Origin of the sequence: Pseudomonas sp. 1912-s (genome assembly GCF_029269205.1) — a bacterium.
Classification (GTDB): Bacteria; Pseudomonadota; Gammaproteobacteria; order Pseudomonadales; family Pseudomonadaceae; genus Aquipseudomonas.
Genome location: NZ_JARIXR010000019.1, coordinates 109,786 through 129,713 on the forward strand (window position 1 = coordinate 109,786; position 19,928 = coordinate 129,713).

The 19,928-nt window shown below is 61.0% G+C and carries 25 protein-coding genes; 10 read left to right on the forward strand and 15 right to left on the reverse strand.

Annotated elements, in window-relative coordinates:
* Nucleotides 1-39: 39 nt before the first annotated feature.
* The 3 genes from P3C29_RS22170 to P3C29_RS22180 are packed head-to-tail and all read right to left on the reverse strand — an operon-like array spanning nucleotide 40 to nucleotide 3,438.
* Nucleotides 40-939, reverse strand: coding sequence for an acyltransferase (locus tag P3C29_RS22170; protein ID WP_275965444.1), 900 nt, complete (start codon nucleotides 937-939; stop codon nucleotides 40-42).
* Nucleotides 940-3,039 (reverse strand): phosphate acetyltransferase, encoded by a 2,100-nt coding sequence (pta, locus tag P3C29_RS22175; RefSeq protein ID WP_010176998.1) that lies wholly within the window; start codon nucleotides 3,037-3,039, stop codon nucleotides 940-942.
* 60 nt (nucleotides 3,040-3,099) lie between these two features.
* The gene (locus P3C29_RS22180) at nucleotides 3,100-3,438 is read right to left on the reverse strand and encodes a DUF3565 domain-containing protein (protein WP_003208456.1); all 339 of its coding nucleotides are present in this window, start codon (nucleotides 3,436-3,438) and stop codon (nucleotides 3,100-3,102) included.
* On the opposite strand from P3C29_RS22180, the gene P3C29_RS22185 reads away from it, so the two are divergent.
* The 3 genes from P3C29_RS22185 to P3C29_RS22195 all read left to right on the forward strand — a co-directional run bounded on the left by P3C29_RS22185 (nucleotide 3,407) and on the right by P3C29_RS22195 (nucleotide 5,811).
* Nucleotides 3,407-3,892 carry a peptidylprolyl isomerase gene (locus P3C29_RS22185; RefSeq protein WP_003208457.1) on the forward strand — a complete coding sequence of 162 codons (486 nt, stop codon included), beginning with the start codon at nucleotides 3,407-3,409 and terminating at the stop codon, nucleotides 3,890-3,892. The two genes, P3C29_RS22180 and P3C29_RS22185, sit on opposite strands and share 32 nt — an antisense overlap.
* 135 nt (nucleotides 3,893-4,027) lie before the next feature.
* Nucleotides 4,028-4,510 carry a glutathione peroxidase gene (locus tag P3C29_RS22190; protein ID WP_177077165.1) on the forward strand — a complete coding sequence of 161 codons (483 nt, stop codon included), beginning with the start codon at nucleotides 4,028-4,030 and terminating at the stop codon, nucleotides 4,508-4,510.
* A 197-nt stretch (nucleotides 4,511-4,707) separates the two neighbouring features.
* The gene (locus P3C29_RS22195) at nucleotides 4,708-5,811 is read left to right on the forward strand and encodes an NADH:flavin oxidoreductase (RefSeq protein WP_275965445.1); all 1,104 of its coding nucleotides are present in this window, start codon (nucleotides 4,708-4,710) and stop codon (nucleotides 5,809-5,811) included.
* Here P3C29_RS22195 and P3C29_RS22200 read toward each other — a convergent pair.
* Both P3C29_RS22200 and cysZ read right to left on the reverse strand, forming a co-directional pair.
* On the reverse strand, nucleotides 5,780-6,982 hold the full coding sequence (locus tag P3C29_RS22200; RefSeq protein WP_275965446.1) for a glycosyltransferase family 1 protein: 1,203 nt from the start codon (nucleotides 6,980-6,982) through the stop codon (nucleotides 5,780-5,782). The two genes, P3C29_RS22195 and P3C29_RS22200, sit on opposite strands and share 32 nt — an antisense overlap.
* A 64-nt stretch (nucleotides 6,983-7,046) precedes the next feature.
* Entirely contained in the window at nucleotides 7,047-7,802 is a 756-nt protein-coding gene (cysZ, locus tag P3C29_RS22205; protein WP_010176994.1) for a sulfate transporter CysZ, read from the reverse strand.
* Between the two features lie 293 nt (nucleotides 7,803-8,095).
* On the opposite strand from cysZ, the gene trxB reads away from it, so the two are divergent.
* Nucleotides 8,096-9,058: a thioredoxin-disulfide reductase gene (gene trxB / locus P3C29_RS22210; protein WP_010176992.1), complete on the forward strand. Its 963-nt coding sequence runs from the start codon at nucleotides 8,096-8,098 to the stop codon at nucleotides 9,056-9,058.
* A 188-nt stretch (nucleotides 9,059-9,246) separates the two neighbouring features.
* Here trxB and P3C29_RS22215 read toward each other — a convergent pair whose 3' ends face one another.
* From P3C29_RS22215 to P3C29_RS22240, 6 genes are read right to left on the reverse strand one after another with little or no spacing between them, the layout of a single operon-like run.
* Nucleotides 9,247-9,585, reverse strand: a complete 339-nt coding sequence (locus P3C29_RS22215; RefSeq protein WP_201121749.1) for a HopJ type III effector protein — start codon at nucleotides 9,583-9,585, stop codon at nucleotides 9,247-9,249.
* Nucleotides 9,578-9,874 (reverse strand): DUF1244 domain-containing protein, encoded by a 297-nt coding sequence (locus P3C29_RS22220; protein WP_003230838.1) that lies wholly within the window; start codon nucleotides 9,872-9,874, stop codon nucleotides 9,578-9,580. The genes P3C29_RS22215 and P3C29_RS22220 overlap by 8 nt, the downstream gene beginning before the upstream one ends.
* 25 nt (nucleotides 9,875-9,899) lie before the next feature.
* Nucleotides 9,900-10,271 carry a dihydroneopterin triphosphate 2'-epimerase gene (gene folX, locus P3C29_RS22225; protein WP_010176989.1) on the reverse strand — a complete coding sequence of 124 codons (372 nt, stop codon included), beginning with the start codon at nucleotides 10,269-10,271 and terminating at the stop codon, nucleotides 9,900-9,902.
* A gap of 2 nt (nucleotides 10,272-10,273) precedes the next feature.
* Nucleotides 10,274-10,834 carry a GTP cyclohydrolase I FolE gene (gene folE / locus P3C29_RS22230; RefSeq protein ID WP_010176988.1) on the reverse strand — a complete coding sequence of 187 codons (561 nt, stop codon included), beginning with the start codon at nucleotides 10,832-10,834 and terminating at the stop codon, nucleotides 10,274-10,276.
* Between the two features lie 20 nt (nucleotides 10,835-10,854).
* On the reverse strand, nucleotides 10,855-11,565 hold the full coding sequence (gene folM, locus P3C29_RS22235; protein ID WP_201121748.1) for a dihydromonapterin reductase: 711 nt from the start codon (nucleotides 11,563-11,565) through the stop codon (nucleotides 10,855-10,857).
* Between the two features lie 57 nt (nucleotides 11,566-11,622).
* Nucleotides 11,623-12,183 (reverse strand): antibiotic biosynthesis monooxygenase, encoded by a 561-nt coding sequence (locus tag P3C29_RS22240; RefSeq protein ID WP_010176986.1) that lies wholly within the window; start codon nucleotides 12,181-12,183, stop codon nucleotides 11,623-11,625.
* Between the two features lie 245 nt (nucleotides 12,184-12,428).
* On the opposite strand from P3C29_RS22240, the gene P3C29_RS22245 reads away from it, so the two are divergent.
* A complete protein-coding gene (locus P3C29_RS22245; RefSeq protein WP_201121974.1) occupies nucleotides 12,429-13,355 on the forward strand; it encodes a MerR family transcriptional regulator in 927 nt (308 codons plus the stop codon).
* Nucleotides 13,356-13,357: 2 nt separating this feature from the next.
* Here the strand turns inward: P3C29_RS22245 and P3C29_RS22250 are convergent, their stop codons facing one another.
* Nucleotides 13,358-13,963 (reverse strand): hypothetical protein, encoded by a 606-nt coding sequence (locus P3C29_RS22250; protein WP_010176983.1) that lies wholly within the window; start codon nucleotides 13,961-13,963, stop codon nucleotides 13,358-13,360.
* Nucleotides 13,964-14,021: 58 nt separating this feature from the next.
* The gene (locus P3C29_RS22255) at nucleotides 14,022-14,489 is read right to left on the reverse strand and encodes a PAS domain-containing protein (protein ID WP_275965447.1); all 468 of its coding nucleotides are present in this window, start codon (nucleotides 14,487-14,489) and stop codon (nucleotides 14,022-14,024) included.
* A 113-nt stretch (nucleotides 14,490-14,602) separates the two neighbouring features.
* On the opposite strand from P3C29_RS22255, the gene P3C29_RS22260 reads away from it, so the two are divergent.
* Entirely contained in the window at nucleotides 14,603-15,058 is a 456-nt protein-coding gene (locus tag P3C29_RS22260) for a flavodoxin (RefSeq protein WP_003208486.1), read from the forward strand.
* Here the strand turns inward: P3C29_RS22260 and P3C29_RS22265 are convergent.
* On the reverse strand, nucleotides 15,039-15,935 hold the full coding sequence (locus P3C29_RS22265; RefSeq protein ID WP_010176980.1) for a LysR family transcriptional regulator: 897 nt from the start codon (nucleotides 15,933-15,935) through the stop codon (nucleotides 15,039-15,041). The genes P3C29_RS22260 and P3C29_RS22265 overlap by 20 nt on opposite strands.
* Nucleotides 15,936-16,034: 99 nt before the next feature.
* On the opposite strand from P3C29_RS22265, the gene P3C29_RS22270 reads away from it, so the two are divergent.
* From P3C29_RS22270 to P3C29_RS22285, 4 genes are all read left to right on the forward strand, one after another.
* Entirely contained in the window at nucleotides 16,035-16,421 is a 387-nt protein-coding gene (locus P3C29_RS22270) for a CidA/LrgA family protein (RefSeq protein WP_010176979.1), read from the forward strand.
* Nucleotides 16,411-17,097, forward strand: coding sequence for an LrgB family protein (locus P3C29_RS22275; protein WP_010176978.1), 687 nt, complete (start codon nucleotides 16,411-16,413; stop codon nucleotides 17,095-17,097). Before P3C29_RS22270 ends, P3C29_RS22275 begins: the two co-directional genes overlap by 11 nt.
* A gap of 165 nt (nucleotides 17,098-17,262) precedes the next feature.
* On the forward strand, nucleotides 17,263-18,045 hold the full coding sequence (locus P3C29_RS22280) for a class II aldolase/adducin family protein (RefSeq protein ID WP_010176977.1): 783 nt from the start codon (nucleotides 17,263-17,265) through the stop codon (nucleotides 18,043-18,045).
* Nucleotides 18,045-18,947, forward strand: a complete 903-nt coding sequence (locus P3C29_RS22285) for an alpha/beta fold hydrolase (protein ID WP_275965448.1) — start codon at nucleotides 18,045-18,047, stop codon at nucleotides 18,945-18,947. The genes P3C29_RS22280 and P3C29_RS22285 overlap by 1 nt, the downstream gene beginning before the upstream one ends.
* 731 nt (nucleotides 18,948-19,678) lie before the next feature.
* Here the strand turns inward: P3C29_RS22285 and P3C29_RS22290 are convergent.
* The coding region (locus P3C29_RS22290; protein WP_275965449.1) for a transposase at nucleotides 19,679-19,928 on the reverse strand (250 nt) is incomplete at its 5' end.

Below are 19,928 nucleotides of genomic sequence, written 5' to 3' on the forward strand. Positions count from 1 at the left end.
CACACCGCATTCGCGAGCAAGCCCGCTCCTACATTTTGATCAGTGACTGGCGGGATAATCTGTGTGCAATTTGGCGAGCAATTCGTCCTTCTCTTCCCACAACCGGTTGATCCAGCCCTGGAACGCCAACCGATACTCCCCATCCTGCTCATAATTCTTGCCGATAAAACCGGGCGGAATCTGCACCTCTTCAAACTGCACGACAACGTCCTTCACATTGCCGCAGAGCAAAGCCCAATAACCCGGGCGCCCGGCAGGGTAGTGAATGGTCACGTTCACCAGCGACTTCAACTGCTCGCCCATGGCATCCAGCACAAACGCAATGCCGCCCGCCTTGGGCTTGAGCAGATAACGAAACGGTGACTTCTGCTGCGCATGCTTGCCGGGGGTAAATCGCGTGCCTTCGGCAAAGTTGAAGATGCCCACCGGGTTGTGGCGAAACTTCGCGCAGGTCTTGCGGGTGGTTTCCAGGTCTTTGCCTTTCTTCTCCGGGTGCTTTTCCAGGTACGCCTTGGTGTAGCGCTTCATGAACGGGAAGCCCAGGGCCCACCACGCCAGGCCGATCACCGGGACCCAGATCAGCTCCTGCTTGAGGAAAAACTTCAGCGGACGAATACGCCGGTTGAGCACGTATTGCAGCACCATGATATCGACCCAGCTCTGGTGGTTACTGGTCACCAGGTACGAGTGCTGATAGTCCAGGCCTTCGAGGCCCTTGATGTGCCAGCGGGTGCGGCGCACCAGGTTCATCCAGGCCTTGTTGTTGCTGATCCAGGCCTCGTGGGTCTGGTTCATCAGCCACTCGCTGAAGCGCTTGGCAAACGGCAACGCCTTGAACAGCGCCACGATAAACAGGAACGAGCACAGCAGGATCGTGTTCAACGCCAGCAACAGCGAGGCGATCACCCCGCGCACGGCGGCAGGTAGAAAATCCAGCATTTAGACATCCATAGGTCGGTTGGCGGCTTGAATCGCGGTCAATGCGATCGTGTACACGATGTCGTCCACCTGCGCCCCACGGGGCAGGTCGTTGACCGGTTTGCGCAGGCCTTGCAGCATCGGCCCGAGGCTCACGCAATCGGCGCTGCGCTGCACCGCCTTGTGGGTGGTGTTGCCGGTGTTCAGGTCGGGGAACACAAACACCGTGGCCTTGCCCGCTACCAGGCTGTTGGGCGCCAGTTGCCGGGCCACGGTTTCGTTGGCGGCGGCGTCGTATTGCAACGGGCCGTCGATCAACAGCGAACTTTGGGCTTCGTGGGCGAGCAGCGTGGCTTCGCGGACCTTCTCGACCTCTTCTCCCGTGGCGGAGTCACCACTGGAATAACTGATCATCGCCACTCGCGGCGTGATACCGAATGCGGCGGCCGAGTCGGCACTTTGCAGGGCGATTTCCGCCAGCTCTGCTGCGCTGGGGTGCGGGTTCATCACGCAGTCGCCGTACACCAGCACTTGCTCCGGGAACAGCATGAAGAACACCGACGAAACCAGGGTGCAGCCCGGTGCAGTCTTGATCAGCTGCAAGGCCGGGCGAATGGTGTTGGCGGTGGAGTGGATGACGCCGGAGACCAGGCCGTCGACTTCATCCAGGGCGAGCATCATGGTGGCGATCACCACGGTGTCTTCCAGTTGTTGCTCGGCCATCGGCGCGTTGAGGCTTTTGGTTTTGCGCAGCGCTACCATCGGTTCCACATAACGCTGGCGAATCAGGTCGGGGTCGAGAATCTCCAGGCCTTCGGGCAGCTCGATGCCATGGGCGCGGGCCACGGCTTCCACGTCGGCCGGCTTGGCCAGCAGCACGCAACGGGCAATCCCGCGTGCCTGGCAGATGGCCGCGGCCTGCACGGTCAGCGGCTCGCTGCCTTCGGGCAGCACGATGCGCTTGTTGGCAGCCTGGGCGCGCTGGATCAGTTGATAACGGAACACCGCCGGCGACAGGCGCATTTCCCGCGGCGTGCCGCAGCGTTGGTGCAGCCAGCGGGCGTCGAGGTGGCTGGCGACGAAGTCGGTGATGATCTCCGCACGTTCGCGGTCATCAATCGGGATTTCCTTGTTCAGGCTGTTGAGCTGGTTGGCGGTGTCGTAGGAGCCGGTGCTCACCGACAACACCGGCAGCCCGGCCTGGAAGGCGCCCCGGCACAGGTCCATGATCCGTGGGTCGGGCAGGGTGTCGCTGGTCAGCAGCAAACCGGCCAGCGGCACGCCGTTGATGGCGGCCAGGCTGACGGCGAGGATGATGTCGTCGCGGTCGCCGGGTGTCACGACCAATACGCCGGGCTTGAGCAGCTCCACGGTGTTGCGCATGGTGCGCGCACAGATGATGATTTTGGTCATGCGCCGGCTTTCGTAATCACCGGCGTTGAGGATCTGCGCGCCCATCAGGTCGGCCACGTCGCGGGTGCGCGGGGCGTTGAGTTCCGGTTGGTACGGGATGCAGCCCAACAGGCGGAAATCGCCGCTGCGCAACAACGGCGAATGCTCTTTGAGCCGCGCCGAGAACGCTTCCATGCTTTCGTCGGTGCGCACCTTGTTGAGGATCACGCCCAGCACTTTTGGGTCTTTCGGGCCGCCGAACAGCTGGGCCTGCAGTTCCACGCGGCCGGAGAGTTCGGTGAGCACTTCGTTTTCCGGGGCCGAGACCAGGATCACTTCGGCGTCCAGGCTCTTGGCCAGGTGCAGGTTGACCCGGGCCGCATAGCTGGCGCTGCGGGTCGGCACCATGCCTTCGACGATCAACACGTCCTTGCCCACGGCGGCTTGCTGGTAAAGGGTGATGATTTCCTCCAGCAGCTCATCCAGCTGGCCGTCGCCGAGCATCCGCTCTACATGGGCCAGGCCCAGGGGTTGGGGCGGTTTGAGGCCGTGGGTACGGGCCACCAGCTCGGTGGAGCGCTCGGGGCCGGTGTCGCCGGGGTGCGGCTGGGCAATCGGTTTGAAGAAGCCGACTTTCAGCCCGGCCCGTTCAAGGGTACGTACCAGCCCAAGGCTGATGGAGGTCAGACCCACACCAAAATCGGTGGGCGCGATAAAAAAAGTCTGCATGCGAATTCTCTGGAGGTGCATGGCTTCGGTGGCGGCCTATGGCTGGCTGCCTACCGGGAATCAGGTGCCAAGGTTATCTTTATCTGAGCCTTGCGCACACCAGCCGCACGTAAAGGGCTTGTCTATTTTTTCAAGGCGTTGCGCCGGGTCCGTGACCCAGGCCCGGGATTGCCACGGCGGCTGGTGGCGCAGGTGCTGGGTGTGACCGCAGGAAAGCTCGACGACCCAGTGCCGGTCTTCGTCCTGGTGAAATCCGACGACCGTCGGGTCAGTTGTTCGACCCCGTCCGTCCGGGTTGTGTTCGCTTTCGGGCAAATCCTTGTTTAGACTTGTCCGTTCTTCATTCTTCTGCAAAAGGTCTCGCCCCATGCCGATCGCCGCCAATAAGGCTGTCTCCATTGACTATACCCTGACCAACGACGCTGGTGAGGTCATCGACAGTTCTGCCGGCGGCGCGCCGCTGGTCTACCTGCAAGGTGCAGGTAACATCATCCCGGGCCTGGAAAAGGCCCTGGAAGGCAAAGAGGTCGGTGATGAACTGACCGTTGCCGTAGAACCTGAAGATGCCTACGGCGAATACGCTGCCGAACTGGTCAGCACCCTGAGCCGCAGCATGTTCGAAGGCGTCGACGAGCTGGAAGTGGGCATGCAGTTCCACGCTTCCGCTCCGGACGGCCAGATGCAAATCGTCACCATCCGTGACCTGGACGGCGACGACGTGACCGTCGACGGCAACCACCCGCTGGCTGGCCAGCGCCTGAACTTCCAGGTGAAGATCGTCGCTATCCGTGACGCTTCCCAGGAAGAAGTGGCCCACGGCCACGTGCACGGCGAAGGTGGTCACCACCATTAATTGACTGAGCGACGCTCTGTCAGTTGGAAAAAGGCGCCTTCGGGCGCCTTTTTCATTTGGCGGCTATTCTTGCCGACTTGGCGGCTGTAATCTCGAATGGCCGTTACGAAGAACATGGGATATCTGGAGTTCGTCATGAGTGCTTTCCACGACCTTAAACTCAAAGCCCTGGATGGTCAGGAGCTGCCTCTGGCGCCCTTCAAGGGGCAAGTCGTGCTGGTGGTCAACGTCGCCTCCAAATGTGGTTTGACACCACAGTACGCAGCGCTGGAAAACCTCTATCAGCAATACAAAGCCCAGGGTTTTACCGTGCTGGGGCTGCCGTGCAATCAATTTGCCGGGCAGGAACCGGGCACTGAAGAAGAAATCCAGGAATTTTGCAGCCTCAACTATGGCGTGACCTTTCCCCTGGGCAGCAAGCTTGAGGTGAATGGCCACGATCGCCACCAGCTGTATCGATTGCTGGCGGGCGAGGGCGCGGAGTTTCCCGGGGACATCACCTGGAACTTTGAAAAATTCCTGCTCGGCAAAGACGGCCGGGTATTGGCGCGGTTCTCGCCGCGTACGCCGCCGGATGACCCTGCCATCGTGCAGGCGATTGAAAAAGCCTTGAGCTGATACTTTCAGCATTGTCGAGTGAGTTTCTGTGGCAAGGGAGCTTGCTGTGGCGAGGGAGCTTGCTCCCGCTGGGCTGCGAAGCAGCCCCATGCCCTCCTGCTTTTACCCCTTAATCACCCTAATCAATAGTGCTATCCAGCACGCTGCACACTCCATATTATCCACATCATAAATTCCTTTTCTTATGGAGTGCTCCCATGCCTGTCCAAGCCTTGTTCAAACCGTTCCAGCTCGGCGCACTGCAACTGCCGACCCGTGTGGTCATGGCGCCGATGACCCGTTCGTTCTCCCCGGGTGGCGTACCTAATTCCAAGGTGATCGAGTACTACCGCCGCCGTGCCGCCGCCGGTGTAGGCCTGATCATCACCGAAGGCACCGTGGTCGGGCACCCGGCTTCCAACGGCTACCCGAACGTCCCGCATTTCTACGGTGAAGCCGCCCTGGCCGGCTGGAAGAAAGTGGTCGACGCGGTGCACGCCGAAGGCGGCAAGATCGTCCCGCAACTGTGGCACGTGGGTAGCGTACGACGCATCGGCACCGAGCCGGACGCCAGCGTGCCGGCCTACGGCCCCACCGAAAAACTCAAGGACGGCAACGTCGTCGTCCACGGCATGACCGTGCAAGACATCAAGGACGTGATCGCCGCCTTCGCCCAAGCCGCCAAGGATGCCCAGAGCATCGGCATGGACGGCGTGGAAATCCACGGCGCCCACGGCTACCTGGTGGACCAGTTCTTCTGGGAAGGCACCAACCAGCGCACCGACGAATACGGCGGCAGCCTGGCCAACCGTTCGCGTTTCGCCATCGAATTGATCCAGGCCATCCGCACCGCCGTTGGGCCGGACTTCCCGATCATCCTGCGTTTCTCCCAGTGGAAGCAGCAGGACTACACCGCGCGCCTGGTGCAAACCCCCGAAGCGCTGGGTGAATTCCTCAAGCCGTTGTCTGACGCCGGCGTGGATATTTTCCACTGCTCCACACGTCGTTTCTGGGAGCCGGAGTTCGACGGCTCCGAACTCAACCTGGCCGGCTGGACCCGCAAGCTCACCGGCAAGCCGACCATCACCGTGGGCAGCGTCGGCCTGGATGGCGAGTTCCTGCAGTTCATGGTTAACACCGATAAGGTCGCGCAACCGGCCAGCCTGGAAAAACTGCTGGAGCGCCTGAACAACGACGAGTTTGACCTGGTCGCCGTGGGCCGTGCGCTGTTGGTGGATCCGGATTGGGCGCTGAAGGTTCGCGAAGGCCGTGAAGGCGACATCCTGCCGTTCAGTCGTGAGGCGTTGACGACGTTGGTGTAAGGGGCGACAGGGCGGGCACCGGTTGCTCGTCCTCGCACACCCCGCGTAACTGCCGCTCAAACTGCTCGATAATCGCCGGCCAACCCTGACGGCTGGCGTGTTGCCTCGCATTGAGCCGCACCCGGCGCAAACTCTCGCGCTCTTCCAGCAGCCACTTGGCCGCATCGCAAAACGCCTCCTCATCCCCCGGCATTGCCAACACGCCGCTGTAGCCATGGCGAATGTGTTGGGTCGCCGCTGCCTGGTCGTACGCCACCACACCCAATCCGGACGCCATGGCCTCCAGCACCACGTTGCCGAAGGTTTCAGTCAGGCTGGGGAACAGGAACAGGTCCCCGGACGCATAGTGCCTGGCCAGTTCTTCGCCACGCAGGGTGCCGCAGAAAATCGCCTCCGGCAGTTCCTTCTCCAGCATTGCCCGTTGCGGGCCGTCACCGACGATGATCAGTTTCATCTGGCGCAGTGGATAGGTGTCTTGCAGTGTTTCGAAGCAACGTTTGAGCAGCCCGAGGTTTTTCTCCTGGGCCAGGCGTCCTACGTGCAGCACCGCGATTTGCTCACTGTTCAACGCCCAGCTTTCACGCAATGCGTTGTCGCGTTTGGCCGGGTGAAACAGCTGGCTGTCGACGCCGCGTGCGAGCATGCCCAGGCGCTCGAAATGACGCCGCTCCAGCTCCAGGCGCTGGCTGGCGCTGGGCACCAGGGTCAGGGTGGAGCGGTTATGGAACCAGCGCAGATAGTGGGTCAGCACCCGGCTCAGCATGCCCAGGCCGTACTGGTTGGAATACTGCTGGAAGTTGGTATGAAAGCCGCTTACCACGCTGATCCCCAGGCGCCGCGCCGCCCGCAACGCCGACAAACCCAGGGGCCCTTCAGTGGCGATATACAGCACATCCGGGCGCTGGCGGGTCCAGCGCCGCAACAATTTGTGCATCGACGACTGGCCCCATTGCAGCCCCGGATAGCCCGGCAGCGGCCAGCCGCGGCACAGCATCAGGCCGTCGTCGCTGGGCCGGCTCTGGTCGCTGCCCTGGCGCGGGCGAACCAGTTCGACTTGATGCCCGCGCGCGCGCAAACCATCACACAGGCGGCCAAGGGTATTGGCCACCCCGTTGATCTCTGGCGGGAAGGTTTCGGTGATCAGGGTGATGTGGAGCGAAGCTGTCGTCATGACCCACAGTGTCGGCGCGGGCCATGTCGTCATTGTGTCTTTTGGATGATGGATTTGTGACGGCTCAGGGCTTTTTAACGAGCATCGCCTCGGCGCCCTGTTCACGCACCCAGAACAGCGTGGCCCCGGCCACCGCTGCCGGCATCATCAGCAGGTTGACCACCGGCACCAGCAACACCAGGTAGACGATCCCGCCAAAGCTCATGCTCTGCCAGCGTTTCTGGCGCAGCCAGGCAAGCATTTCGTTCCAGCCCAGCTTGTGGTTGTCCGCCGGGTAGTCGATGTACTGGATCGCCATCATCCACACGCCAAACAACAGCCAAAGCGGCGCAGCCACCAGGTTGACCACCGGAATGAACGACAGGATAAACAGGCCGATGGCCCGGGGCAGGAAGTAGCCCAGCTTGCGCATTTCCCGGGCCAGGGTGCGCGGCACCATGGCCGCCAACTCAGCCCAGCTGAACGCCGGGAAATCATCGGTGCCGCGTACCACCACTTCGACCTTTTCCGACAGAAAGCCGTTGAACGGCGCAGCGATGATGTTGGCGAGCATGGTGAAGGTGAAAAACACCATCAGCACCACCAGCACCACGAACAAAGGCCACAACAGATAATTGAGGAAGCTCAGCCAGCTCGGCAAGGTGGGCATCAGCGTGTCGACCCACAGGCTGAACTGATGGCCGGCGAAGTAGATCAACCCGACGAACAGTATCAGATTGATTGCCAGCGGCAGCAGGACGAACAGGCGCAAGCCGGGGCTGAGCACCAGTTTGAGGCCTTCGCGCAGGTATTGTGGGCCTGAAAGAACGGGGGCGGGCATGGGTAACTCCGGGCAATGGGGGCGAACGCGCCGACCTTACCGGCTTTGCGAAGACCGGGAAAGCACGGCCCGCATCACGACATTAACGGTAACAAAGGTGTCGATTAATAGAGGGCACGGGATAGAGACCACCTATGAGCTGGATTGTTATTCCGTATTTCCTTAATCTTGCCTCCCTCTATACGCTGCACCCATTATTTTCAGGATCTGCGAGTTCAAGCCTTCCCCAAGTGCTTCGCGGTCCTTTTTTATTCCAGCCGTTCTGTAGTCCGGGCGGTCGATAGGAGTGAGTCATGTCTGATACCCGTCATTCGCGAGTGATTATTCTCGGTTCCGGCCCTGCCGGTTACAGCGCTGCCGTCTACGCTGCCCGGGCCAACCTCAAGCCGTTGCTGATCACCGGCATGCAAGCGGGCGGTCAGTTGACCACCACCACCGAAGTCGACAACTGGCCGGGCGATGTCCACGGCCTGACCGGCCCGGTGCTGATGGAACGCATGAAAGAACACGCCGAGCGTTTCGAAACCGAAATCGTGTTTGATCACATCAACAAGGTCGACTTCTCCAAGAAGCCTTACAGCCTGACCGGCGACAGCGGCGTGTACACCTGTGACGCGCTGATCATCGCCACCGGCGCCAGCGCCCGTTACCTGGGCCTGCCGTCGGAAGAAGCGTTCATGGGCAAGGGCGTTTCGGCCTGCGCGACCTGCGACGGTTTCTTCTACCGCAACAAGCCGGTGGCTGTGGTCGGTGGCGGCAACACTGCCGTGGAAGAGGCGCTGTACCTGGCCAACATCGCCAGCACCGTGACCCTGGTTCACCGCCGCGAGACTTTCCGCGCCGAGAAGATCCTGATCGACAAGCTGCATGCCCGCGTGGCCGAAGGCAAGATCATCCTCAAGCTCAACGCCACCCTGGATGAAGTCCTGGGCGACAACATGGGCGTGACCGGTGCTCGCCTGAAAAACAACGACGGCAGCTTCGACGAGCTGAAAGTCGACGGCGTGTTCATCGCCATCGGCCACACCCCGAACACCTCGTTGTTCGAAGGCGTGCTGGATGCCAAAGACGGTTACCTGATCGTGCAGGGCGGCCGTGAAGGCAACGCGACGGCCACCAACATCGAAGGTATCTTCGCTGCCGGTGACGTGGCTGACCACGTGTACCGTCAGGCGATCACCTCCGCCGGCGCTGGCTGCATGGCGGCACTGGATGCCGAGCGTTACCTCGACGGTTTGAAGGACGCTGCGTTCTAAACCGTAGAAACAAAAAAAAACCGGCTGCGAGGCCGGTTTTTTTATGCGCGCGATTTATGTCGCACCGCAGTCCAGAAGTGTTAACCCAATCACTGTGGGAGCTGGCTTGCCTGCGATAGCGGCGTTGGCTGACACACCGCTATCGCAGGCAAGCCAGCTCCCACATTAAACCGGGTTATCCAATTGAATCAGCGGCGGGTCAGTGGCTGCCGAGTGAACTTCACACCCGCCAACCCATGCTCGATCAGCGCACGAATATTGCCGTGGTCACTGCCCTCAGGCGTGGCCAGCACCGAACGGTAATGCTCACCGAACGCCAACAGTGCTTCCTGGTCATTCAAGCCTTCCAGCAACGCCAGGCCGAGGGTCTTGCACGAGCCTTCGTTCTGCCCGGCGGCGTTTTCCACGCTGCCGTTGGTGAAGGCCTGTGGCTGGTAGTCGTAACCGGCGGCAACAAAGGCCAGGGTGTCGGCGAAGACGTGTTCGCCGCTGTTGAGGCTGGCGCGCAGGGTGTTCAGGTCAGTCATGGGTTTTTCCTTTGGCGAATGCCGCTTGCTGTTCGGCACTGGCTTCTTGCTGGTATTGGGCTTTCCACTCGGCGTACGGCATGCCGTACACCACTTCACGGGCGTCATCGAGGCTGAGCTCGATCTGGCGCTCGTCGGCCTCGGCCTTGTACCACTTGGACAAGCAGTTGCGGCAGAAGCCCGAGAGGTTCATCAGGTCGATGTTCTGCACATCCTTGCGGCTGTCCAGGTGTGCCACCAGCCGGCGGAAGGCGGCGGCTTCGAGTTCGAGGCGTTGTTGATCAGTCATGGGGCTCACTACGGATTCAATAGGGTTAGCGGCTGGCCGCAAGGGTGATCGACACCGATTCGGCAAAACGCAACGCATGGGGTTTATCGACTTCGACTTCGGCGTACAGCACCGACGCATTGCCCATCACCAGGTCGAGGATTTCCTGGGTCAGGCGCTCCAGCAGGGCAAAGCGGTTGCCTTCCACATGAGCGATGATGGCCTTGGTGATGGTGCGGTAGTTCAGCGCGTGGTCGATGTCGTTGTCGCGTACGGCTTCCTGGGCGGCATACAGGATGGTCAGGTTGATCAACACATCCTGCTTGTTGAGGATTTCGTCCTCGTTGATCCCGATAAACGTGCGCAGGCACAGGTCTTTGACCCGGATGCGCGCCATGCCTGGCTGAAGTTGTGGCATTGCTACTTGCTCCGTCCAATCAATTGCAGGAACTCCATGCGCGTGGTGTTCGACTCGCGGAAGGCGCCGAGCATCACCGAGGTGTTCATGGTTGAATTCTGTTTTTCGACACCGCGCATCATCATGCACATGTGCCTGGCTTCGATCACCACCGCCACGCCGGCGGCCTGGGTCACGGTCTGGATGGCGTCGGCGATTTCCCGCGTGAGGTTTTCCTGGATCTGCAGGCGCCGGGCGAACATGTCGACGATACGCGCCAGCTTCGACAGGCCGAGCACCTTGCCGGTCGGAATATAGGCCACATGGGCCTTGCCGATAAAGGGCAGCAGGTGATGCTCGCACAGCGAATACAACTCGATGTCCTTGAGGATCACCATCTCGTCGTTGTCGGAGGCAAACAGCGCACCGTTGACGATTTCTTCCAGGTTCTGCTCGTAGCCATGACACAGGTACTGCATGGCCTTGGCGGCCCGCTTTGGTGTGTCGAGCAACCCTTCGCGCTCCGGGTCTTCACCCAGGCCCTTGAGAATTTCGCGGTAGTGGTGGGGCAGGGATAAAGTCATACAACATCCTCGCAAACGGCTTACTTGATATGCCGCCCGCCGTTGACGGTCAGGGTGGTACCGGTGACATAAGGGTTATCCAGCAGGTAACGCACGCTCTGGTAAATTACCTCGGGGCCGGGTTCGATGCCCAGTGCCGCCTTGGCCAGGACCTTGGCGCGATAGGCCGCGTCGTCGCCCTCGTTGAACATCACCATCGCCGGGGCAATGCCGTTCACCTTGATATCCGGTGCAAGCTGCGCGGCAAACGACAGGGTCAGGCTGTCGAGCCCGGCCTTGGTGGCGCAGTAGGCAATGTGCTGGCGGCTGCCCTTGCGGGTCACGTCGTCGCTGATGTGCACGATATCCGCAGGCGTGGAGCGTTGCAGCAAGTGCGCACAATGCAGGTTGATCAGGTACGGCGCAAGCATGTGCACGCTGAACATATCGGCAAAGGCGCGGCTCTCGTCGCCGGGCGTTTCCGCTTCCCAGGCCGAGGCATTATGGATGATCGCCCGCAGGCTTTGGGTGTGCTTTTGCAGTTCGTCGATGAAGCCGAGAGTGCCGGCCTCGGAAGAAAAATCGGCAAACACGCCAATCGCGCCGCGCTCGCGCAAGGTCTGCACGCCGGGACGGTCACTGCGGTAGCTGAAAATCACCGGCTGCCCTTCGTCCAGCAGGCGCAGGGCGCAATGCAGGCCGACACGCTGGCCGGCACCGGTGATCAGGATCGGGGCGGGAGTGGAAGACATGGGAGGCTCGGGTCGCTGGCAGGCTAAAACTATACCAGCGAGCGGCCTCCCTTGTACTCAAGCGGTGGCTTCGGTGGCCTTTACCCGGGCCGGAGCCGGATGCAACCAGCCGGCCAGCAGGTGGGTCGACAACGGGATAAAGAAGTAAACCATCAGCGGTGTGAGCGCCAGGGTGCTGACCAGCACGCGGCTCAACAAGCCCAACTCGCTGAGCAGCGGCTCAAGGCCGAAGTTGAACAGCAGCGACACCGGGAAAAATGCCAGCCAGATGGCCACGGCCTGCTTCCAGCGCGGTGGTCGTGCGGCGGCGGCGCCAAACCAGCCGTCTATGCCGCGTACGCGATGTTCCGACGGCGCGGCAAACAGCTCGCTGCCACGACCGAGCCATGCACCACGGGATGCGGAAAACTCCCACGCATGCAGGGTCTTTTCGTCGGCGAAGCGGAAAATAATCTGAAATTCATCATCGTTGGGCGGCGGTGCAAGCACGCCGGAGCCCAGGTAACCGGGGAAATCGGTGGCCAATTGCTCGCCTTCGCGCAGCCAAGCCATCAACTCTTCATAACGACCCTTGGCCACGCGGCGCGCAACCATCAGGGTGACAGGGGAGGTAGACATTGTGTATCTCCATAAGGATCAGGTGCGCCGGGCCGGGTAGGGGGCGCACGAACGAAGCTGCGGGGTAAGCAGCCACGTTGAAAAAACAGGCAAGGATTATTCCTGTTTTGAAAAAATACGCCAGCGGCACTGGTCGGTTAACTGAAGACCTTGAATCAGACAGTTGTATGGGCGTTAAATGGGATCCAACTTCCCATCGATGATTCAGTGCCCAGATGTCCGTAATGATTGCTCCCTCTCCTGATATGGCGCTTGGCGACCCCGCTGATTCCGATGAACTGTTTCCGATTCGCGAAGTGGCAAGATTGACAGGCATCAACCCGGTCACGCTGCGTGCGTGGGAGCGTCGTTACGGGCTGATCCAGCCGGTGCGCACCGAAAGTGGGCACCGTCTGTATTCGCGCACCGATATCGAGACCGTTCATCGCATTCTTGACTGGATCGAGCGTGGCGTTGCGGTGAGCAAGGTCGGGAAAATCCTGGCCCGTGATGATCAGCCAGTGGAAGCGGCGGCCGCTGTGCCGACAGGCGCTGAACACGAATGGAACCAGTGGCAGCAGCAATTGCGAACGGCCGTCGGAGCCTTCGACGACCGGCAACTGGACCGGTTGTATGGCCAGATTTTCGCGGCCTATCCAGTCTCGGTGGTTTTCCAGGACATCCTGATGCCTCTCTGGCAGCAGCTGTTGCGGCACCAGGGGCTTTTTGGCCAAGCCAGTGAATGGCTGTTTTTTGATGGCTTCCTGCGCAGCCGCACCTGGAAGCGCCTGCAAACAGGCTGTGCCTCGGCCGCACCGCGGGTGTTGCTGGCGGCCATCGCCGGGGAATGCCGGGAGCTGGAGTTGCTGGTCGCAGGCCTGCTGATGAGCGGTGACGACTTGGCGGTCAAGGTCCTGGCCGTGGGGCAGCCGATGGATGAATTGACACTGATCTGCGAAAAAACCAGACCACAGGCCCTCGTGGTGTTCTCCAATCACTCGCCTACCCAGGAATTGCCCCGGCGCCTTGAGCGGCTGGCCTTGACCCTGGATTGCCCGCTCTTGCTGGCGGGCGATGCGGCGGAGTTGGCGCAGGAGCAATTGAGGGGGTCGACTGTCGGTTGCCTGGGCAACGAAGGGCGACTGATGCAGCGCCGCCTGCAGCATTTTCTGCGCGGCAGCCTGGATACCTGACTTCAGGCGTGGACTTCGGGGTGAAACAAGCGGTGTTGCTGCAGGATAAACTGGCGCAGGCGCTCGGTTTCATCCACATCACTCTGGCTTAAACGGTAGGCGAACAACCCACGGGCATTTTCCCGTTCCAGGGTTCCGCGCACCGAGATGCGCTCGTAGCCGGACGGGCTGAACCACAGGGAAAAGGTTTTTGGGGCCTTGATCCGCCCGCGGATTTCCACCAGCAACCCCTTGAACGACACCTCATGCACCCACAGTGCACCGGGCTGCCCTTTGATATTTTCCAGCGCGACCGGCTCTTCAAGCGCCAGGCGCCACGGGCGGATCATCGGCCCGTCTTCGAAAATGCTCGGTACGCCCAGCCGCAAATGCACGGCATGAAACTCGTCTTCCACCAATTGCAGCGGAAAGGTCATTTGCTGGTTGTCGAATTGTGCCTGGAGGGTGACATGGTCATGGGCGGCGAGGCGGGTGAGCAGATCACGAATCTGCGCACCGCCGTTGACCGTCAGGCTCGACGACGCATCCCGCACGTTGAGCTGCGGGTTATGGTGCATGGTCTGAATAAAATCCAGCTCGTCCTGCGTCAAAAGCGCGTCGCGTTGCATTGATCTTGCTCAAGGGAGAGGTATTAAAACGCCATTATCTCTCTAAAGACCGCGTTTTCTAGTTTTTGTTAGATCCGCTCGTCGCCTTGAGTGCTGCAAGCTCCGCCCTGAGGTCTGCCAATTGGCCTTCCAATTGCGCCACACGCTGCTGGGCCTTGACCTGTACCGTCACGTCTTTTTGCACGCCGACGAAATAGGTCTGCTTGTCGGCCTGGTTATAAACCGTCGATAACGACAGCTCGTTCCAGAAGTGGGTGCCGTCCTTGCGGTAGTTGCGCAGGATTTCCCGGCAGGCGCCGCCGCTGTCCAGGGCTTCGCGAATCGCCATCAGCCCCGGCTGGTCACGGTCGCCCGATTGCAGGAAGCGGCAGTCCTGGTAGAGGATTTCGTCGAGGGTGTAGCCAGTCATGCGCTCGAAGGCCGGGTTCACGTAGATCAGTGGCTTGTCCTTGCCTTCGCGCTCGGCAACCACGATGCCGTCGTTGGAAGCGTTGATCACCAGTTGCATCAGCTTGGCGTTAATCATTGAGCGGTCCATGGCTTGTCTTGGGAGTTTGCAGTTTAAGACATGCCGGCCGCCTGTCCACTTGCCCCAGCTGTTAATATCCCAGGCTTTTAGTCAGCTACAGGATCAGATTGATGAAAGTCGCCATCCTTTCCGGCTCGGTTTACGGCACCGCTGAAGAAGTCGCCCGTCACGCTGCCAGCATCCTCAACGCGGCCGGCTTCGACGCCTGGCACAACCCGCGTGCAACCCTCGCCGACGTACAGGGCTTTGCCCCTGAAGCCTTTTTGGCCGTGACCTCCACCACCGGCATGGGCGAACTGCCCGACAACCTGCAGCCGCTGTATTCGACCATTCGCGACCAACTGCCGGCCGCCTGGCGCGGGCTGCCGGGCGCGGTGATCGGCCTGGGCGACGCCAGCTATGGCGACACTTTCTGCGGCGGCGGCGAGCAAATGCGCGAGCTGTTTGCGGAGTTGGGCGTACATGAAGTGCTGCCGATGCTGCGCCTGGACGCCAGCGAAAGCGTGACCCCGGAAGCCGACGCCGAACCGTGGCTGGCCGAGTTGGTCACTGCACTGCGCGGTTGACCGGGAATTCGCGTAGCAATGCCAGCCAGGCCTGGGCGGCTTTCGACAGATAGGCGCCCTCACGCCAGATAAAGGCAATGTCCCAGCGCAGGTATTCCGGCGCCTTGAGCGTGAGGCGCACCACCCCGGGCCGCACCAGGCCCCGGGCTACCACGCTGGGCAACAACACCACGCCTTGGCCGGCGGCCACCAGGGCCGCGAGAAAATCTGCCTGGCCGCTGCGCCCGCTTTCCTTCGGGGTGAACCCCAGTTGCTGACAGGCCTGTAGCAGGCGGTCGTTCAACACAAAACTGCGTTGGTACATCAGGAACGGCGTGTCAGCCAATTCCTCCAGGCGGATCTGCGCGTTCTCGGCCAGCGGATGGTCCATCGGCAGCAGGGCGTCGAGCGGCTCATCGCAGAAGGCTTGCCAGGCGAATGCCGGGTCACTGGGCATCAGGCTGCCACCCACTTCCAGCTCCCCGCTCAAGATCGCCTGCTCGATGTTGCGACTGCCGCCTTCCAGCAACTGGATGGTGACGTTCGGGTAGCGCCGCCGGTATTCGGCAAACAGCCCGGCGAACAGCGTGTCGCCGCCCAATTGCGGCAGGCCCATGCGCAGCTCGCCACGGGTCAGTTGATTCAAGTCATCCAGCTCACTGAGCAACTCGGCTTGCTGGCGCAGCATCGCCTCTGCCCGCTGCAGCACCACCTGCCCGGCAGCCGTCAGGCGAATCTGCGAACCCAGGCGATCCAGCAGCGGCGTGCCCAGGCTTTGCTCCAGCTGGGCCACCTGCTTGCTCACGGCGGACTGGCTGATGTGCAGGGTTTTGCCGGCCTGGGTAAAACCGCCCCGATGGATGACTTCGACAAAGCTGCGCAGCTGTTTAAATTCCATTGACCTGATTCCAGTTTGGAATAGCTTGCAGTCTAACAATTCGCTGTGGGGATGCCAGGGGCCTCTTTAAAATGGAAGCCCTGCGAGGACCCAAAGCTCATGAAACGTTTCACCTTCAAACTCGTCGGCCGGTTGCTGGCTGAACTGATCGTCCTACTGGCCATTTACTTCCTGGGGTGCCAATTGGCGGCCTGGCTGAGCTGGCCTATTCCTGGCGGTGTGGTCGGCCTGGGCTTGTTGTTGCTGACCTTCGCCACTGGCCTGGTGAAACCGGCAGCCCTGCAACTGGGCGCCGGTGTGCTGATGGCGGAGATGCTGCTGTTCTTTATTCCTGCATTGATGAGCCTCCTGGACTACGGCGGCCTGGTGCGCCATGACGGTTGGCGGATCATGCTGGTGATCGGCTTCAGCACCTTGTCGGTGATGCTGGTGACGGCCTTTACCGTGGAATTCGTGTGCCGCTGGAAGCTGCGCCATGAAGCTTGAGCTGATGCCGATGTTCTGGCTGGCGCTGACCCTGGGGGCCTACGGCTTCAGCCGCTGGATCTACCGGCGCACCGGGCGCTACCTGCTGTCACCGCTGATTCTGGTCCCGGCACTGTTGCTGGCGGTGGCCGTGCCGATGAAAACCGCCTACGCCGAATACTCCACCGACACCCACTGGCTGATGCTGGTGCTGGGCCCGGTGACGGTGGCGTTTGCCATTCCGATCTGGCAACAGCGCCAATTGTTGATGCGCCATTGGTCTGCCCTGTTGCTGGGGATGGTGGCGGGCAGTGTGGCGTCTATCGCCACCTCCTATGGCCTGGCCAGGGCCCTGGCGCTGGACAGTTCGGTCACGATGTCGCTGGTGCCCCGTTCCATCACCACGCCGTTCGCCATGCCGGTGTCTTCCGACCTGGGCGGCGTGCCGGAACTGACGGCCGTGTTCGTGATGTTTACCGGTGTGTTCGGTGCCATGCTCGGCGGCGTACTGCTCAAGTGGTTGCCGCTGCGCACGCCGTTGGCACGCGGTGCGTTATTCGGCGTGGGCGCCCATGGCGCGGGCGTCAGCCGGGCCCATGAAGTGGGCGGCGAGGAAGGCTCGGTGGCGGGGCTGGTGATGGTACTGACCGGGTTGCTCAACCTGTTCGCCGCGCCTTTATTGGCGTCGCTTCTCTGACACGCACAGAACAAAATCGAACTATCCTCAGGACTGACCCGCTCGGTCATCAAGCTGGCTGCCAATGCAACTACGGCGGCCTCGAGGTCTGACTAGACTGCTTCTTCTGCCTGGATTGCCCCTTCACTTAAAAAAATAATAAAACGCGCCAAGGAGGTCATTGCCGTGAGCCTAGCCACTGTTCAATCGACACACAGCGTAAAAGATCAGGTCAGTGCGGCCGAATGGCAGGCCCGTGTCGACCTCGCCGCGTGCTACCGGTTGGTAGCGATGCATGGCTGGGACGACCTGATTTTCACCCACATCTCGGCCAAGGTGCCGGGCACCGAAGACTTCCTGATCAACCCCTACGGGCTGATGTTCCACGAGATCACCGCGTCGAGCCTGGTGAAGGTCGACCAGGCCGGCAACAAGCTGATGGACAGCCCCTACGAGGTCAACCCGGCGGGCTACACCATCCACAGCGCGGTCCACGAAGTACGCCACGACGTGGTCTGCGTACTGCACACCCACACCGCTTCCGGCATCGCCGTTTCCGCGCAGAAGCAGGGCGTGTTGCCCATCAGCCAGCAATCCTTGTTCGTGCTCTCCAGCCTGGCCTATCACGCCTACGAAGGGGTGGCGCTGAACCACGAGGAAAAGGCCCGCTTGCAGGCCGACCTTGGGCAAAACAATTTCCTGATGCTACACAACCACGGCCTGTTGACCTGTGGCGCCAGCATCGCCGACACCTTCCTGATGATGTTCATCTTCCAGCGCACCTGCGACATCCAGGTGATGGCGCAGAACGGTGGCGCCGAATTGATCAGCATCGCACCACCGATACTGGCCGGTGCCCGGGCGATGATCGCCGGGGTCACCAAAAGCGCCCAAGGCATGGGCGGCGCGCTGGCATGGCCGGCGTTGCTGCGCAAACTCGATGCACTCGACCCCGGGTATAAAAGCTGATGCCACTCGCCGAGATCCCACTGCGTATCTGGCGCCAGCGCGCCCAGAGTTTCGAGTTCCGCGGCCGCACCATTCGTTACTGGGTGGCGGGGCAGGGCGAGCCGTTGCTGCTGATCCATGGGTTCCCCACGGCCAGCTGGGACTGGCATTACCTGTGGCAGCCGCTGGCCCAACGTTACCAGGTGATTGCCTGCGACATGCTGGGGTTTGGCGATTCGGCCAAGCCGCTGGATCACACCTATTGCCTGCTGGAACAGGCGGATTTGCAGCAGGCGCTGCTGGAGCATCTTTGGGTGCAGCAGCCGGTGCATGTGCTGGCCCATGATTACGGTGACAGCGTCGCGCAGGAGTTGTTGGCGCGGCATTACGAAGGTCGGTTTCAGATGGCCAGTGGTGTGTTTCTCAACGGTGGGTTGTTTCCGGAGACGCATCGTCCGGCGTTGGTGCAGAAGCTGTTGCTGAGCCCGTTGGGCTGGATGATCGGGCGTACGTTTGGGCGCAATGCATTGGCCAACAGTTTTGGGCAAATTTTCGGGCCTGCGACTCGGCCCAGTGAAAGTGCGCTGGATGATTTCTGGAGTTTGATTGAGAGCCAGGATGGGCCACGGATTTTGCACAAGTTGATTGCGTACATTCCTCAGCGTCGGCGGCAACGGGATCGCTGGGTGGCTGCGATGCAGCGGGGGGAGGTGCCGTTGCGGGTGATTGATGGGGAGGTTGATCCGATTTCCGGTGGGCATATGGTGGAGCGATATCGTGAGTTGGTGCCGCATGCGGATACGGTGGTGTTGGCGAATATTGGGCACTACCCGCAGATTGAGGCGCCGGTGCAGGTGTTGAAGCATTACTTGGCGTTTCGGGAGGGGCTTGGGGTAGGGGTTTCCCGAGTGGCTTATTCTTGATTTTGGTTTGAGTGCATATCCGTTATTTAGGTAACGGCTACTTATGGTTTCGCTCTTACAGCGACTCACTTTGGAAAAGCCGGAATGCCGGCCCAGCCCAAAGTAAGCAAAGGGCTCTGCCCCGCCTGTCGGCACCTCGCTAAGGCTCGGTGTTCCCTCACTCCGGCGCTGCTCCGCGGGCCGCCGCGATGGGCCATCCTTGGCCCAGCGCGGCTAAACCGGCGTCCTGCCGGTTTACCCGCTCCGCACCACCTGCGTTCGGCCTCGGGCTGAATGGGGCAGTCAGATCAAAATCAAAAGCAACAGCACAGCGGCCTACCGGCCGGCTTGAGTGGTAGAAGCCAGATCAAAAGCCAGAGCGAAAGCCAAATCTGAAACTGATGCAGCTCTGCTTTTCTGTGGGAGCTGGCTTGCCTGCGATGCAGACACCTCGGTTTTTCAGGTACACCGAGGCGATGCCATCGCAGGCAAGCCAGCTCCTACAGGGGATCGTGCTCGCTTTAGATTTTGATTTTGCTTTTGCTTCACACCACTCAAGCCGGCCTGTAGGCCGCTGTGCTGTTGATCTGCTTTTGATCTTGATCTTAGGCGCCCCGTTAAACCACGCTGGCCGAACGCAGGCTTTGGAGCGTGGGTAACCCGGCAGGACGCCGGGTTAGCCGCGCTGGGCCAAGGATGGCCCATCGCGGCGGCCCACGSTCCAAAGCCGGAGTGAGCAACCGTGTCGAAATTCAAGCCATTTCAGCGAAATGCTTTTGATCGCGCACCATCGCATTCAGGATCGTCAGCAACTTTCTCATGCATGCCACCAGCGCTACTTTCTTCGTCTTCCCTGCAGCAAGCAGGTGGTTGTAAAACCTCTCGATCACCGGGTTATGGCTCTTCGAGGACAAGACAGCCATGTAAAGGACACTTCGCACCTCAGCTCGACCACCCCATATCCGTCTACGTCCTTTGTAGAGGCCGCTATCGCAGTTAAAA

Coding starts and splice junctions, on each gene's coding strand:
- P3C29_RS22245 (WP_201121974.1), top strand. CDS start 12,429: ATGGCGCTTGGCGACCCCGCTGATTCCGATGAACTGTTTCCGATTCGC.
- trxB (WP_010176992.1), top strand. CDS start 8,096: ATGTCTGATACCCGTCATTCGCGAGTGATTATTCTCGGTTCCGGCCCT.
- P3C29_RS22270 (WP_010176979.1), top strand. CDS start 16,035: ATGAAACGTTTCACCTTCAAACTCGTCGGCCGGTTGCTGGCTGAACTG.
- P3C29_RS22275 (WP_010176978.1), top strand. CDS start 16,411: ATGAAGCTTGAGCTGATGCCGATGTTCTGGCTGGCGCTGACCCTGGGG.
- P3C29_RS22260 (WP_003208486.1), top strand. CDS start 14,603: ATGAAAGTCGCCATCCTTTCCGGCTCGGTTTACGGCACCGCTGAAGAA.
- P3C29_RS22200 (WP_275965446.1), bottom strand. CDS start 6,982: ATGACGACAGCTTCGCTCCACATCACCCTGATCACCGAAACCTTCCCG.
- P3C29_RS22255 (WP_275965447.1), bottom strand. CDS start 14,489: ATGATTAACGCCAAGCTGATGCAACTGGTGATCAACGCTTCCAACGAC.
- P3C29_RS22180 (WP_003208456.1), bottom strand. CDS start 3,438: ATGGAGACAGCCTTATTGGCGGCGATCGGCATGGGGCGAGACCTTTTG.
- P3C29_RS22170 (WP_275965444.1), bottom strand. CDS start 939: ATGCTGGATTTTCTACCTGCCGCCGTGCGCGGGGTGATCGCCTCGCTG.
- P3C29_RS22250 (WP_010176983.1), bottom strand. CDS start 13,963: ATGCAACGCGACGCGCTTTTGACGCAGGACGAGCTGGATTTTATTCAG.
- P3C29_RS22240 (WP_010176986.1), bottom strand. CDS start 12,183: ATGTCTACCTCCCCTGTCACCCTGATGGTTGCGCGCCGCGTGGCCAAG.
- P3C29_RS22195 (WP_275965445.1), top strand. CDS start 4,708: ATGCCTGTCCAAGCCTTGTTCAAACCGTTCCAGCTCGGCGCACTGCAA.
- folX (WP_010176989.1), bottom strand. CDS start 10,271: ATGCCACAACTTCAGCCAGGCATGGCGCGCATCCGGGTCAAAGACCTG.
- P3C29_RS22285 (WP_275965448.1), top strand. CDS start 18,045: ATGCCACTCGCCGAGATCCCACTGCGTATCTGGCGCCAGCGCGCCCAG.
- cysZ (WP_010176994.1), bottom strand. CDS start 7,802: ATGCCCGCCCCCGTTCTTTCAGGCCCACAATACCTGCGCGAAGGCCTC.
- P3C29_RS22265 (WP_010176980.1), bottom strand. CDS start 15,935: ATGGAATTTAAACAGCTGCGCAGCTTTGTCGAAGTCATCCATCGGGGC.
- P3C29_RS22190 (WP_177077165.1), top strand. CDS start 4,028: ATGAGTGCTTTCCACGACCTTAAACTCAAAGCCCTGGATGGTCAGGAG.
- P3C29_RS22215 (WP_201121749.1), bottom strand. CDS start 9,585: ATGACTGACCTGAACACCCTGCGCGCCAGCCTCAACAGCGGCGAACAC.
- folM (WP_201121748.1), bottom strand. CDS start 11,565: ATGTCTTCCACTCCCGCCCCGATCCTGATCACCGGTGCCGGCCAGCGT.
- pta (WP_010176998.1), bottom strand. CDS start 3,039: ATGCAGACTTTTTTTATCGCGCCCACCGATTTTGGTGTGGGTCTGACC.
- P3C29_RS22220 (WP_003230838.1), bottom strand. CDS start 9,874: ATGACTGATCAACAACGCCTCGAACTCGAAGCCGCCGCCTTCCGCCGG.
- P3C29_RS22185 (WP_003208457.1), top strand. CDS start 3,407: ATGCCGATCGCCGCCAATAAGGCTGTCTCCATTGACTATACCCTGACC.
- folE (WP_010176988.1), bottom strand. CDS start 10,834: ATGACTTTATCCCTGCCCCACCACTACCGCGAAATTCTCAAGGGCCTG.